The organism is Shewanella morhuae (assembly GCF_003028295.1).
Taxonomy (GTDB): domain Bacteria; phylum Pseudomonadota; class Gammaproteobacteria; order Enterobacterales; family Shewanellaceae; genus Shewanella; species Shewanella morhuae.
In genome coordinates this window covers 3,106,170-3,118,748 of record NZ_PYSG01000002.1, presented here as the reverse complement: position 1 = coordinate 3,118,748, position 12,579 = coordinate 3,106,170, and the positions used below count along the sequence as shown (strand labels likewise).

Here is a 12,579-nt window from a genome sequence, read left to right as displayed (position 1 = left end):
CACACATCGGCTGCGCATTCTTGATAATAATGTTAGTTTTTTTGCTGTAATAAAGTGCGGCACAGTTTAATAAAGTCCGATGAGGTGACGATACCTAGTACCTTTTTATCGGCATCAACAACGGGTAAGCAGCCTAGTTTATTCTCGATAAAATATTCCACTACCACAGTTAAAGGCTCATCGGCGGTCAGATGCTGGCAGTCTTTATCCATCACGGTATCAATCGGTGTGTAACGCTCTTTACGGTCAAGCGCACCTTGGCCGTATTTGTTTAGCATCGACATTACACTGGCGATCATCTTTTTATGGGTTAGTACACCAACGAGGGTGCCATCGATTTCAGAAATTACCGGTAAGTGGCGTACACCACGGGTTTGCATCAGATGATGGGCATCTTTCAAACTGGCGCCATCGCTAATACAGATGACTTGGTGACTCATAATATCGCTGACTTTCATGGTATAAATTCCTTTTTTACGGTTTTCGGGGATGCGTTTAATGCCTTACGTTAACCTAAGCCGATGGTAGCAGCTTAGGTGTGGGCTGTGGTAGCGCGGTACAAGTTCGGTGAGTTTTTTTGTTATCTTGGGCTTAAAAATACAAAATAAATGCCTATTCTCGGGCTAGTTCTCATTATTACTGCAGCACATCATATTTTTTTGGTATAAAATTCGCTCCCAAATTCGGTGGCTGCCTACACTTGCTAAGGCAAAGCTGTTTTGGGATTAATTACCCGCCGAACAGACCTTACAGGGTTACAAGCTTTTGCTTTAACGACCTAAAAATAAAATCAATGTGATGGGGACTGTGTCATGTCAGAAAAGTATTTTGTAACCGCCCAACAACTGTTAGAAGATTCATTTTTATTAGCTTCGCAGGTCTATGAGAGTGGCTTTCGGCCGCAGTTTATCGTGGGTATTTGGCGTGGCGGCGCTCCAATCGGGATCGCGGTGCAGGAGTTTTTTGATTTTAAACAAGTCGAAACCGATCATATTGCCGTGCGTACTTCTTCCTATTATGGAATTGGCACCGACAAACAAAACAAAGAAATTAAAGTCCATGGCCTGCATTACATCGTTGAAAACGCTAACGCGAGCGACGGTTTATTGATTGTTGATGATGTATTTGACTCTGGCCGTAGCATCCACGCATTAAAAGAAAAATTAGGCCAACTTATGCGCCTAAATATGCCAACAGATATCCGTATCGCTTGCCCATATTACAAACCTAAAAATACCGCTGTACCTTTAAAGCCTGATTATTACATCCACGCTTCTGAGGACTGGTTGGTGTTTCCACATGAAGTGACGGGGCTAACGCCTGAAGAAATTGCCGAAGGTAAGGGTGATTTAAAAAATATCCAGCATCTATTTAAATAGGTCGTTTACAGCAAAGCTGATATTTAGGACGAGTTTTGACAAAAAGCGCCAAACTTATTGGCGCTTTTTTTATGATTGATAAAGCGGGCTAAATTAATGTCATGGCCATTTTGCGCCGTAGGTAAGCGATTTGCTGCATATGCGGTAAATCCTTAGGACAGTTATCTTGGCAACCGAGCAAAGTCATGCAACCAAATACCCCATCCTGATTACCAATCACGTGGTAAAAATCTTCTGCGGTGCGAGCGTCGCGACTATCCATTTCAAAACGGGCGATTTTCATCATACCTACGGCGCCAACAAAGGTGTCACGCATTTGTTTGGTCGCGCAAGCCGAAACACATACGCCACACTCAACACAGCGCTCTAGCTCGTACAGACGTGCAGCTTCAACTGGGTCCATTGGGTCCTCAAGGCGATGCACATCGCTATCATTAGCCTTAGGGTGTAACCACAACTTTAAACGCTCAGCTAATTCACGCATAAACTTACCGGTATTCACCGATAGGTCACCAATCAACTCAAAGCCTGGCAGTGGCATTAAGGTGATGTCGCCCTTAGGATATTTGGCGGTTAAGGTACGGCAAGCTAACGTCGGAAAACCGTTAATCACCATAGCGCAACTGCCACAAATACCTGCTCGGCAGACAAAATCAAACTGCAGCGAGGTATCTTGTTCTTCCCTAAGTTTATTGAGGGCGATAAATACTGTCATCCCCGGCGTTTCAGTAAGCTGATATCGGATCATTTTGGGCTTATCGTCTGGCTCCTGCGGATCATAACGAAAGATATTAAAGCTGAGCTGGCGACCTTGGCTCATTATGATTTTTCTCCTAACGCATTGGCGGACGGCCTGGTTAACGTATCACTCAGCCGCTCATTATTGGGTTGTAAACTTTCTGGTAACTCAAAGGGCATAATGGCGCGCTGGCGTTGATAACGGTCGGCATCATCGCCTAGCTCAGCTAAAATCTCAGTAATTTGCTGTTCACGCTTTGCGGTATCGGGATGGGCTATAGCGTTGTTAATGCCATAGCCACGATAACCCGGTGGTAGTTCCATCTTCATCACATCAAGCGCTTCGTAATTGAGCACAGGTTCGAGCGCATCGGGATCGGGCCAACTGGCTAAGGTGCGATTTAGCCAATCGCGGTCATTTCGCTGCGGAAAGTCTTCACGGGCGTGGGCACCACGACTCTCGGTTCGCGCGGCGGCGCCGCAAGCTACAGTTAATGCCACTTTTAGCATGCGCTTGACCCGCAGGGCTTCGACTAGTTCAGGATTAGCATGACGTTTCTTACACTTGAGCCCAAGTTTGCGCGAACGCTCGAGCAACACTTTAAGCTCAGCGACGGCTTTATCAAGCTCAGGGCCATTACGGAAAATACCGACATAATCCATCATGATGCGCTGCATTTCGTGTTTGAGCGTAAAGGCACTTTCAATACCATCGCCTTCGATCAACACATCGATTTCACTCTGTACTTGCTGCATAAATTGCTCGACAAATAGAGTGTCAATTTCTAGGCTATTGTTCTCACAAAAATCGGCGACATATTTACCGATAATCATACCGCCAACCACGGTTTCAGCCAGTGAGTTACCGCCTAATCGGTTAAAACCATGCATGTCCCAACACGCTGCTTCGCCGACGCTGAATAAGCCTTTAAGCTGTGGGCTTTCACCGGTGGCATTGGTTCTAATACCCCCCATAGAATAATGCTGGGTTGGGCGCACGGGGATCCAATCTTTAGCGGGATCGATGCCTAAAAAGTTTTCGCAGATTTCCTGCACTTCCCTCAGATTGGTTTCAATATGTTTGCGACCTAGCAGGGTAATATCCAGCCACAAATGCGCGCCGTAAGGACTATCAACCCCTTTACCTTTACGTATATGTTCAGTCATACGGCGCGATACCACATCCCGCGATGCCAATTCCTTTTTATCAGGCTCATAGTCGGGCATAAAGCGATAGCCGTCTTTATCGCGCAGTAATCCACCATCACCGCGGCAACCTTCAGTGGTTAAAATGCCCACAGGAACGATAGCTGTGGGGTGAAATTGCACTGCTTCCATATTGCCAAGTTTTGCTACGCCAGTTTCTAAGGCTAATGCTTGGCCAACGCCTTCGCAGATTATCGCGTTGGTCGAGACCTCATAAATACGACCATATCCGCCCGTAGCGATAGTGGTCGATTTAGCGACATAGGCTCTCAGTTCGCCAGTAATTAAGCAGCGGGCAATCACGCCATGGCAACGTTTGCCATCATGAATAAGTGCCAGCGCTTCGATGCGCTCATGCACGGGAATATCCATAGCAATCGCTTTGTTATCCATAGCGTATAACAGCGAATGGCCCGTACCATCAGCCGTGTAGCAAGTGCGCCATTTTTTTGTGCCGCCAAAGTCACGGGCATTAATCAGCCCATGGGCTTGTTGTGCCTCCTGCAAGGTCACTTTTTGTGCGTTAACAATTACTTGTCTTGGTCCTGCACTCACCCTCGACCAAGGTACGCCCCAATTAGCTAACTCGCGCACGGCTTTAGGCGCACAATGGGCAAACATGCGCGCGACATCTTGATCGCAGCCCCAGTCAGAGCCTTTTACCGTATCTTGAAAATGCACATCCTCATCATCACCCATACCTTTAACGGTATTACCTAAGCTTGCCTGCATACCACCTTGAGCGGCTGCAGAGTGAGAGCGTTTAGCAGGGATGAGCGATAGTACTAAGGTATCAAGTCCACGCTCTTTTGAAGCGATGGCCACCCTTAACCCCGCCAGTCCAGCTCCTACCACTAATGAATCGGTATAAATCAGTTTCACGCCTGCTCCTTAATGGGATCTGTTGTTATTGCCAGCTTAATTATTGTTTCGGTACAAAGGGTTGGATTGGTGTGCCAAGTTCACTGCCAATAAATACATAGGTAATCAGGCTGGCAGCACCCAGGCATAATAGGTAGATAATCAATATTTTAGCGACGTTACCTAGGGCCGCGCGTCGGCTAGATAAACCCCATTTCAGCGCGACGCGATACAAACCAATCATGGCGTGTATCACAACCGCAGGTAGCAGTAGGGCATACAGTAGCCAAGCATTATCGTGATACACCCGTTCGGCCGATAAATGCGGGCCAATTTCGGGATTTAATATCATCGTAAATAGGTGCGCAGGTATAAGGAAAAATAAGATAAAGCCTGTTACTAGCTGCCAAAACCATGCGTGAGTATCCCTATGATGGATATTGTGCATATGCGTGCGTAGGGCGCGCCATTGGCCTAATTGTGTAGGAAAACGCCGTAACGCTAGCGCAGCATGCAGCATCACCACCAGTAACATGAATACTGAAAACACTTGTGTAACGATAGGAAAGCCATGTCCAGAGCTGCTAAATATTCCGCCTTCAAGTAATTGCACTACTTGATAAAACGCTTCTTTGCCGAGCAAGATGCTAGATTCAAAATGCATGTGCAGCAGTAAAAACAAACCGAGCAGAATTCCCGTGGCACTTTGTAGCCAATCAGCCTTTGCTGACCATGGGTGACTCAGTGGCGAACTCACCTTTTTCTTAACTCGAGTCACATCAGTCATTTTGGTTCCACCTATGTCATTTATCGTTGGGCACTGCTTGGCAACTTACACGATAGCAGTAACGTAAATCAGTGGTCAGCAGCACAGATTTAAAGCGTGAGCTAACTCACCAGACAGAGTGCAACTCTTAGAAGATGATCACAAAAGCAACGTTAAAAACAAACAAAGGTAAGACAAGTTAACCAATGTATTTCAGTGTGTTATATCTATAAATGAAACAGTTAATTCGTTTTTTGATGCTAATCATATGGCAGCAATTGCCGTGCCGTATATTGTTTATGTTATATGCGGTGCTGCGAGTAGCACCTTGGTGGGGAGATCAAGTTTTGGCAATGATTGAGTGAGATTTAAGTGAGATATTAATCAAGCCATTGTGGGGGAGTTCAATAAATTTTTGGAGTGAAAATTTTGGAGTGAAAAGCGTAGCTAACAAAAAAGCCGCATTATGCGGCTTTTAGATTGATGCTTCGAACTAAGCTTTAGTGCGAGCCTAAGACTTAGAGCGTTTCATCGCAGTGAAGAATTCTTCGTTAGTCTTGGTCATCGCCAATTTGTCGATTAAGAATTCCATTGCGCTGACTTCATCCATAGGATGTAAAATCTTACGCAGGATCCACATTTTTTGCAGTTCATCTTGCGTCGTCAGTTTTTCTTCACGACGCGTACCGCTGCGATTGAAATCAATGGCTGGGAACACACGCTTTTCTGCCGCTTTACGTGACAAATGTAGCTCTTGGTTACCTGTACCTTTAAATTCTTCGTAGATCACTTCGTCCATCTTCGAACCCGTATCGACCAACGCAGTAGCGATAATGGTCAAGCTGCCGCCGTGTTCGATGTTACGTGCTGCACCAAAGAAGCGTTTTGGACGGTGTAGGGCGTTAGCATCGACACCACCAGTTAACACTTTACCCGATGATGGGATGACTGTGTTATAGGCACGGGCCAGACGAGTAATAGAGTCGAGTAAGATAACTACGTCTTTCTTGTGTTCAACCAAGCGTTTTGCTTTTTCAATCACCATTTCGGCAACTTGAACGTGGCGGCTGGCTGGCTCATCGAAGGTTGATGCGATAACTTCACCCTTAACAAGGCGCTGCATCTCAGTTACTTCTTCTGGGCGTTCATCAATCAGTAATACCATCAACACCACTTCTGGGTTGTTGTAGCTGATGCTTTGAGCAATACCTTGAAGTAATAGGGTTTTACCAGCTTTTGGTGGCGCAACAATCAAACCACGTTGACCTTTACCAATCGGTGAGCATAAATCCAGAATACGTGCCGTAATATCTTCTGTTGAGCCGTTACCGCGCTCCATACGCATACGTTCTTCTGCGTGGAGTGGCGTTAAGTTTTCAAAGAGGATTTTATTACGAGAGTTTTCAGGTTTATCGAAGTTAACTTCGTTGACTTTCAATAGGGCAAAATAACGCTCGCCTTCTTTTGGTGGGCGTATTTTACCAAAAATGGTATCACCCGTGCGCATGTTAAAGCGGCGAATTTGGCTTGGCGAGACATAAATGTCGTCTGGGCCAGCTAAATAAGAACCGTCTGAGCTGCGTAAGAAGCCGAAGCCGTCTTGGAGTATTTCTAATACTCCGCCGCCGAAAATGTCTTCTCCACTTTTTGCGTGGGCTTTAAGGATTGAGAAAATGATGTCCTGCTTACGAGCGCGGGCCATATTTTCGAGCTTCATATTTTCAGCTAGTAAGACTAGGTCAGAAATCGGCGTGTCTTTTAATTCAGTTAAGTTCATTTTGGGGGTCTTGTGTTACGCGACAAAGCTTACCGCTCAATCAGTAAGGATGTAATTCAGAATAGTGATTGACGAGCGAGAAAGAGGTTATTAGAAAGAATCTGGTTATTAAAGTAGCACTAACAAAGCGGGGCGTCCAGAAATTTAGGGAGATTCCGACACAATTAATTTATTGCCTGTGCCGGAGGTCACTCATTACGCGATTAAATTAGATTTGCGCGTCAATAAACTCTTTCAATTGTGTTTTTGATAGCGCGCCAACTTTAGTCGCCGCTAGTTCACCGTTCTTGAATAGCAGTAATGTTGGAATGCCACGGACGCCATATTTCGCAGGAGAAACATTGTTTTGGTCAACGTTCAATTTAGCGATAGTCAGGCGACCTGCATATTCTTCAGACACATCGTCTAAAATTGGAGCGATCATTTTACAAGGACCACACCACTCGGCCCAGAAGTCTACCAATACTGGCAAATCAGACTTTAATACGTCGCTTTCGAAGCTGTCGTCACTCAGGTATATAATTTTATCGCTCATGATGTTCTCCAGTTTGGCTGCCATTGCTGGTTTGTTAATGGCTTACCATGTATATTGGGGTTGAAAAATAGCTTTTCAAGTTACCTTTTTTTACAATGTGGCTATTTCAAACGATCGAGTATCTTATTGCAACCTCAACAGGTAAGCTTGCGCTATGAGCGAAACACATCTATCTACCCAAAGGTTTGCCGACCTACCTCTACATCCTGAGGTTAAACAGGCTCTTGCCGAGAACGGCTTCGAATTTTGTACGCCGATTCAGGCGTTATCATTACCTGTATTACTTCAATCGAAAGATATCGCTGGTCAAGCACAAACGGGCACAGGCAAGACAATGGCCTTTTTGGTCGCCACGTTTAACCACTTGCTATCTATACCCATTCCTGAAGGTCGACTGATAAATCAGCCTCGCGCCATCATAATGGCCCCGACTCGCGAATTAGCGATTCAAATTGCTAAAGACGCTATTTTACTCGCTAAACACACACACTTAAAGGTGGGTATTGTTTACGGCGGTGAAAGTTACGACGTGCAGCGTAAAGTGTTGGATCAAGGTGTTGATATCTTGATTGGCACCACTGGCCGTATTATTGATTACGTTCGCCAAGGCATTATTGGCTTAAATTCAATTCAGGCCGTGGTATTAGATGAAGCTGATCGTATGTTCGATCTGGGTTTTATCAAAGATATCCGTTTCTTGTTTAGACGTATGCCAGAGGCTAATCAACGTCTGAATATGCTATTTTCAGCAACCTTGTCGATGAAAGTGCAAGAGCTGGCTTATGATCATATGAACGAGCCGGTTAAAGTTGAAATCGAGCCTGAAGAAAAAACCTCTAAAAATATTAAAGAAGAAATCTTCTATCCTTCGCAAGAACACAAAATGCGTTTACTGTTGACCTTAATTGAAGAAGATTGGCCAGAAAAAGCCATTGTTTTCTCCAACACTAAGCACAGCTGTGAAACGCTTTGGTCATGGCTTGAAGGTGATGGTCATCGCGTGGGGTTATTGACCGGTGATGTACCACAAAAGAAACGTATCCGTATTCTTGAGCAATTTACCAGTGGTCAGTTAGACATATTAGTGGCGACCGATGTTGCTGCGCGTGGTTTACATATCTCTGACGTATCACATGTGTATAACTATGATTTACCTGATGATTGCGAAGATTATGTACACCGTATTGGTCGTACTGGTCGTGCGGGCAATAAAGGCATGTCGATAAGTTTTGCCTGTGAAGAATATGCGTTGAACTTGCCAGCTATCGAAAGCTATATTAATCATTCGATTCCAGTGAGCAATTACGACGCTGACGCTTTGCTGGCCGATATACCCACTCCTGCAAAAATCCACCGTAAGCATCCTAGCGGCACTCGTAATTTGCGTGATCGTTCAGGAACAGGTCGTCCTGGTGCGCCACGGAGCGGGACGCGTCCTCCTCGTCATGACAGGACTCGTAGACATTCGTAAATGCCAACACCCGCTTATGCAGCCATAACATTAGGCTCAAATAGTTTTAATATGCTGATCGCCAGAACCCGTGGTGATCAGCCACATATTATTGCGAAATATAAACGAAAAGTGAGGCTTGCCGAAGGCATTGGCGATGATGGCATATTAAGCCATGACGTGATGCAACGCGGTCTCGACTGTTTGAGCATGTTTGCCCAGATGTTAGTGCAACATAAGATAGAGGCAAATCATGTCGCTGTGATTGCAACCGCGACTCTACGTAATGTTAGTAATGCCGATGAGTTTAATCGACGTGCATTACCACTGCTTGGCCATCCGATCGAAATTATCTCTGGTATGCGTGAAGCTGAGCTTATCTATCAAGGTATGGTGGCCACAACTCGCGGTCATGGCCGACGTTTAGTGATTGATATTGGCGGCGCAAGCACTGAGTTTATTATTGGTGATGGGCAGCAAGTATTGTTCAAAACCAGTTTACCTTTTGGTAGCGTAACTTATAACCGCCAGTTTTTCAGTAGTATGCCGTTGCAACAGCTTGATTTTGATGATGCTAAACAGCAGGTGTTAACAACGCTAGCTGAGCATAGGCATACTTTACGTGACCTCGGTTGGCACTGTGTTGTGGGGGCTTCTGGTGCGGTGCAATCTGTGGTCGAAGTGCTACTTCACCGTGGTTTGTCTGAAACGATAACCCTTGATGTGTTACATCAGCTAAAGGCTGAAATTCTTATCCAAGATGATATTGGCCTAACAGGTATTTTAGGGCTTTGCAGTGAACGGGCACCAACTTTTACCGCAGGTGTCGCTATCTTATTGGCTTTGTTTGAGTTATTGGGTATTGAACAGTTAGCTTTATCGGGCGGGGCATTGCGTGAAGGGGTATTAGTAATGTTAGCCCAGCGGATTATTGACGAGGCTAACTAGCCTGATGGATAAAATATTAAAGGCCGCATAGCGGCCTTTGTTGTTTTTGCTGAGTTGATTACTTTACAATTTCGGTTAAATCTTTTTCTAAGGAAATGGTTGGGCGCTCTACAATACGGCCAATTTCTTTGCCTTGCTGCAGCACAATAAAGGTCGGGATACGAGTAAATTCGTATTTAGCCGCCAAACCTTGTGGATCTTTTTTGCTGCGATCGACACCAATATAAGTCACTTTAATATTGTGATTAGCGACTTCTTCCATGATACGGATAAAGCGCGGTGTTTCACGGTGACAATCTGGGCACCAAGTACCGATAATCACAATAATTTCAGTCGGTTCGGTAACGGTTTTTAGCGGGGCAATGGCTGCAGTATCGACTTGATAGCTTTTATAGCCGTCGGCAAACTCATTAAGATCTGTGACTAAATGTTGTGCTTCTACTACGCCAGTTAATATCACTTCTTGTTTCTCCTCACTGCAGGTGGCAATTAAACCCTGTTGTTGTTCTTCAAATCCACAGCCACCGTTGGCAAGTACCTGACAACTAAAAAACAAGGCGGTAGTGGCTATAAATGCCTTAATGTTATTGTGCATGATGCGCCCTTAAAATCGAAGAGAAAGAATGAGATTTGATTCAAACATTATTCTCTATGTGATAAAAGCGGATTATTAATTTGCTGCAAGCAAGATCACGCATTACTTATATAAACTCACCCACTGGCTTAGTCACGTAGCTCTATAGAGGGCACAGTGGCTATTTGGTCGCGCACTTGAGTTTACTTCTGCAGTGCTGATTACTCTACAGATTAGGTGCGAGAAGCTTTTCCAGAATCGGCTTATTAGCATCGGGGAAGTCGTATTTTATTAAATCGGCTTTAGTCACCCAAGCAATGAGTTGACCTTCTAGCCCTTGGGCTGTGCCGTTAAACTCGGTAACCAAATGGATATCAAGTAGCACTTGTTTATCGGGATAATCAAAGCTCAGCGCCATAAAGGGGCGGCTATCGGTGACGTCCAGAGCCACTTCTTCTTTTAATTCACGTGTTAGTGCCTGCGTAACGGTTTCTCCCGCTTCAACTTTTCCGCCCGGGAACTCCCATTTGCCACCTTGATGTAAATGCTCTGGTCGTTTTGCTAACAGTATTTCACCGGCCGAATTAGTAATAATACCTACGGCCACATGGATGCGCTTAGTCATAATGTTTGTCTATTGATTAGGGGTGGAAAAGTCATCACAGTGAGGATTTAAGCTGAGTGTCGCTGCATCATGCTACAAATTATTCTTTGAAAAAGTCGCCTTCATCGAGATCGAACTCATCAAATGCCTCGGGATCAAATTCTGCTTTAACCGGAATAACATGCTTTTCTGATGCCCAATCGCCGAGATCAATGAGCTTACAGCGTTCGCTACAAAAGGGTTTAAAGGCCGATTGTGGTGCCCATTCAACGGCAGTTTTACAAATCGGGCAGTTAACAGTTAATGGCATAATGGCTCTCTTGGTTTACGGCTTTTCAGGCCGTTAGTGTAAAGGCTTCATGCGCAGGTAGCCAGTAGGAAATCAATCGAACGGTCAGAGTGGCGTTGATGTTCAAACTGCACAAAATGGATGGCAAAACGGTTTTTATGGCCGCTAATCGTAGGGTAGCAACCGTGGGCAGCATCGACTTTAACCCGCACTAAGGCGAGCGCTTGGGCGCTGTCGCCTTGATAAAAGCCTGCATGGGCAATGGCATTGTCATAATGGGCGGTGCTACGAGTTAATTGCAGTAGTAGTGCTATGGGTGTGAGTAAAGGCTCAAAATGTGCTATCCAAGCGCGATAATCCTGCTGTTTTTCTTCCCATGGTTTGGAGAGCCAAAAATGTAATTGCGGTAGGTCGAAGTTACAGCAAGCGCCTGGCATGCCAAAACGTTGTCGTAGTGCGGAGATAAAGCGGTCTTGTTTTAATTGGCTGCCAAAGCGTTCAGGTTTTTGTAGATGTTCGCGAGCTTGGGTGAGGGCGTTGATATAAATATTAATTTGCTGGTGGTCGGCGCTGTCTAACTCTTGCCATTTATTGAGTTGCAGCAAGTGCCGCTCAATGTCTTTTAATATTTCATTGCGGTAATCACAGCGTTCAGATAATTCACACAAGGAAAACAGCGGATAAAAACAGCGATGTTGGTGGTCGTGGCTTAGGTTACTTTGCAGCTGCTTATCGAGATATTCAAGCCGTAAGTAGCTACGAATTTTCTCGTTTAAGGGCTGTTCGTAAACTAATTCAGTCATAGGCGTTATCATTACCCGATAATTGTAAATAATGCTGATGCAAGGCGAGCACCTGTCGTTTTAAGCTGGATATCTCTCCCTGATTATCAATAACATCATCGGCTTTAGCGAGCTTTTCACTACGACTACACTGACTATTGATGATGTTATTAACTTGCGACACATCAACATTGTCCCGTTTTACAGTACGCTTGACTTGTAACTCAGGTGAAATATCCACCACTAAAGTCCGATTGACTAACCTATCTAACCCATTCTCAAATAGCAAGGGTACCACCATAATTACGTAGGCTGAGGTGGCTTTTTCGACTTGAGCGAGCATTTCTGCGCGGATCATGGGGTGGAGTAATTGGTTTAACCATTCACGTTCGTCTGGATGATTAAATATTTGTTGTCGCAGTTTGGCGCGGTCGAGCTCGCCCTCGGGGGTTAAAATCTCAGCGCCAAAATGGGCCTCAATCGCTTTAAGTCCGACAGAACCTTGGGCGACAACGTCACGGGCAACGATATCGGCATCGACTAAGGTAATCCCTTGTGCGGCAAATAAATTGGCGACAGTCGTTTTACCGCTACCAATCCCACCCGTTAAACCAACAATAAATTTGGACATAACTTTCTCTTAAAAGCCAAGAAGGACGCATCTCTACTA

The 12,579-nt window shown here is 45.1% G+C and carries 14 protein-coding genes; 3 read left to right on the top strand and 11 right to left on the bottom strand.

From position 1 onward, the window contains the following. Window positions 1–32: 32 nt before the first annotated feature. On the bottom strand, window positions 33–458 hold the full coding sequence (locus tag C9I43_RS14110) for a CBS domain-containing protein (RefSeq protein WP_076498820.1): 426 nt from the start codon (window positions 456–458) through the stop codon (window positions 33–35). Between the two features lie 354 nt (window positions 459–812). On the opposite strand from C9I43_RS14110, the gene C9I43_RS14105 reads away from it, so the two are divergent. Further along, window positions 813–1,379, top strand: a complete 567-nt coding sequence (locus tag C9I43_RS14105) for a phosphoribosyltransferase (protein WP_076498817.1) — start codon at window positions 813–815, stop codon at window positions 1,377–1,379. Window positions 1,380–1,467: 88 nt separating this feature from the next. Here C9I43_RS14105 and C9I43_RS14100 read toward each other — a convergent pair whose 3' ends face one another. From C9I43_RS14100 to trxA, 5 genes are all read right to left on the bottom strand, one after another. Next, entirely contained in the window at window positions 1,468–2,199 is a 732-nt protein-coding gene (locus C9I43_RS14100; RefSeq protein WP_076498815.1) for a fumarate reductase iron-sulfur subunit, read from the bottom strand. Beyond that, window positions 2,199–4,205, bottom strand: coding sequence for a fumarate reductase flavoprotein subunit (locus tag C9I43_RS14095; protein WP_107883869.1), 2,007 nt, complete (start codon window positions 4,203–4,205; stop codon window positions 2,199–2,201). The genes C9I43_RS14100 and C9I43_RS14095 overlap by 1 nt, the downstream gene beginning before the upstream one ends. Before the next feature lie 40 nt (window positions 4,206–4,245). Next, window positions 4,246–4,971 carry a fumarate reductase cytochrome b subunit gene (locus C9I43_RS14090; RefSeq protein ID WP_107883867.1) on the bottom strand — a complete coding sequence of 242 codons (726 nt, stop codon included), beginning with the start codon at window positions 4,969–4,971 and terminating at the stop codon, window positions 4,246–4,248. Between the two features lie 490 nt (window positions 4,972–5,461). After that, window positions 5,462–6,727: a transcription termination factor Rho gene (rho, locus tag C9I43_RS14085; protein ID WP_076498808.1), complete on the bottom strand. Its 1,266-nt coding sequence runs from the start codon at window positions 6,725–6,727 to the stop codon at window positions 5,462–5,464. A 208-nt stretch (window positions 6,728–6,935) separates the two neighbouring features. After that, a complete protein-coding gene (gene trxA, locus C9I43_RS14080) occupies window positions 6,936–7,262 on the bottom strand; it encodes a thioredoxin TrxA (RefSeq protein ID WP_076498805.1) in 327 nt (108 codons plus the stop codon). Window positions 7,263–7,416: 154 nt separating this feature from the next. Here trxA and rhlB point away from each other — a divergent pair, with 154 nt between their 5' ends. Next, the gene (gene rhlB / locus C9I43_RS14075) at window positions 7,417–8,733 is read left to right on the top strand and encodes an ATP-dependent RNA helicase RhlB (protein ID WP_107883865.1); all 1,317 of its coding nucleotides are present in this window, start codon (window positions 7,417–7,419) and stop codon (window positions 8,731–8,733) included. Next, entirely contained in the window at window positions 8,734–9,660 is a 927-nt protein-coding gene (locus C9I43_RS14070) for a Ppx/GppA phosphatase family protein (protein WP_107883863.1), read from the top strand. Between the two features lie 58 nt (window positions 9,661–9,718). Here the strand turns inward: C9I43_RS14070 and C9I43_RS14065 are convergent, their stop codons facing one another. The 5 genes from C9I43_RS14065 to coaE form a co-directional block, all read right to left on the bottom strand. Beyond that, window positions 9,719–10,255: a thioredoxin family protein gene (locus C9I43_RS14065; RefSeq protein ID WP_107883860.1), complete on the bottom strand. Its 537-nt coding sequence runs from the start codon at window positions 10,253–10,255 to the stop codon at window positions 9,719–9,721. Window positions 10,256–10,460: 205 nt separating this feature from the next. Beyond that, on the bottom strand, window positions 10,461–10,859 hold the full coding sequence (gene mutT, locus C9I43_RS14060; RefSeq protein WP_107883858.1) for an 8-oxo-dGTP diphosphatase MutT: 399 nt from the start codon (window positions 10,857–10,859) through the stop codon (window positions 10,461–10,463). Window positions 10,860–10,938: 79 nt separating this feature from the next. Next, window positions 10,939–11,148: a DNA gyrase inhibitor YacG gene (gene yacG, locus C9I43_RS14055; protein ID WP_107883856.1), complete on the bottom strand. Its 210-nt coding sequence runs from the start codon at window positions 11,146–11,148 to the stop codon at window positions 10,939–10,941. A 47-nt stretch (window positions 11,149–11,195) separates the two neighbouring features. After that, on the bottom strand, window positions 11,196–11,930 hold the full coding sequence (gene zapD, locus C9I43_RS14050) for a cell division protein ZapD (RefSeq protein ID WP_107883854.1): 735 nt from the start codon (window positions 11,928–11,930) through the stop codon (window positions 11,196–11,198). Then, on the bottom strand, window positions 11,923–12,540 hold the full coding sequence (coaE, locus tag C9I43_RS14045) for a dephospho-CoA kinase (protein ID WP_107883852.1): 618 nt from the start codon (window positions 12,538–12,540) through the stop codon (window positions 11,923–11,925). Before coaE ends, zapD begins: the two co-directional genes overlap by 8 nt. Window positions 12,541–12,579 lie beyond the last annotated feature (39 nt).

What these genes read in the sequence shown, in the direction of transcription:
- C9I43_RS14100 (WP_076498815.1), bottom strand. Translation starts at nt 2,199, where the DNA reads ATGAGCCAAGGTCGCCAGCTCAGCTTTAATATCTTTCGTTATGATCCG.
- C9I43_RS14110 (WP_076498820.1), bottom strand. Translation starts at nt 458, where the DNA reads ATGAAAGTCAGCGATATTATGAGTCACCAAGTCATCTGTATTAGCGAT.
- coaE (WP_107883852.1), bottom strand. Translation starts at nt 12,540, where the DNA reads ATGTCCAAATTTATTGTTGGTTTAACGGGTGGGATTGGTAGCGGTAAA.
- zapD (WP_107883854.1), bottom strand. Translation starts at nt 11,930, where the DNA reads ATGACTGAATTAGTTTACGAACAGCCCTTAAACGAGAAAATTCGTAGC.
- mutT (WP_107883858.1), bottom strand. Translation starts at nt 10,859, where the DNA reads ATGACTAAGCGCATCCATGTGGCCGTAGGTATTATTACTAATTCGGCC.
- rho (WP_076498808.1), bottom strand. Translation starts at nt 6,727, where the DNA reads ATGAACTTAACTGAATTAAAAGACACGCCGATTTCTGACCTAGTCTTA.
- yacG (WP_107883856.1), bottom strand. Translation starts at nt 11,148, where the DNA reads ATGCCATTAACTGTTAACTGCCCGATTTGTAAAACTGCCGTTGAATGG.
- rhlB (WP_107883865.1), top strand. Translation starts at nt 7,417, where the DNA reads ATGAGCGAAACACATCTATCTACCCAAAGGTTTGCCGACCTACCTCTA.
- C9I43_RS14105 (WP_076498817.1), top strand. Translation starts at nt 813, where the DNA reads ATGTCAGAAAAGTATTTTGTAACCGCCCAACAACTGTTAGAAGATTCA.
- C9I43_RS14070 (WP_107883863.1), top strand. Translation starts at nt 8,734, where the DNA reads ATGCCAACACCCGCTTATGCAGCCATAACATTAGGCTCAAATAGTTTT.
- C9I43_RS14090 (WP_107883867.1), bottom strand. Translation starts at nt 4,971, where the DNA reads ATGACTGATGTGACTCGAGTTAAGAAAAAGGTGAGTTCGCCACTGAGT.
- trxA (WP_076498805.1), bottom strand. Translation starts at nt 7,262, where the DNA reads ATGAGCGATAAAATTATATACCTGAGTGACGACAGCTTCGAAAGCGAC.
- C9I43_RS14065 (WP_107883860.1), bottom strand. Translation starts at nt 10,255, where the DNA reads ATGCACAATAACATTAAGGCATTTATAGCCACTACCGCCTTGTTTTTT.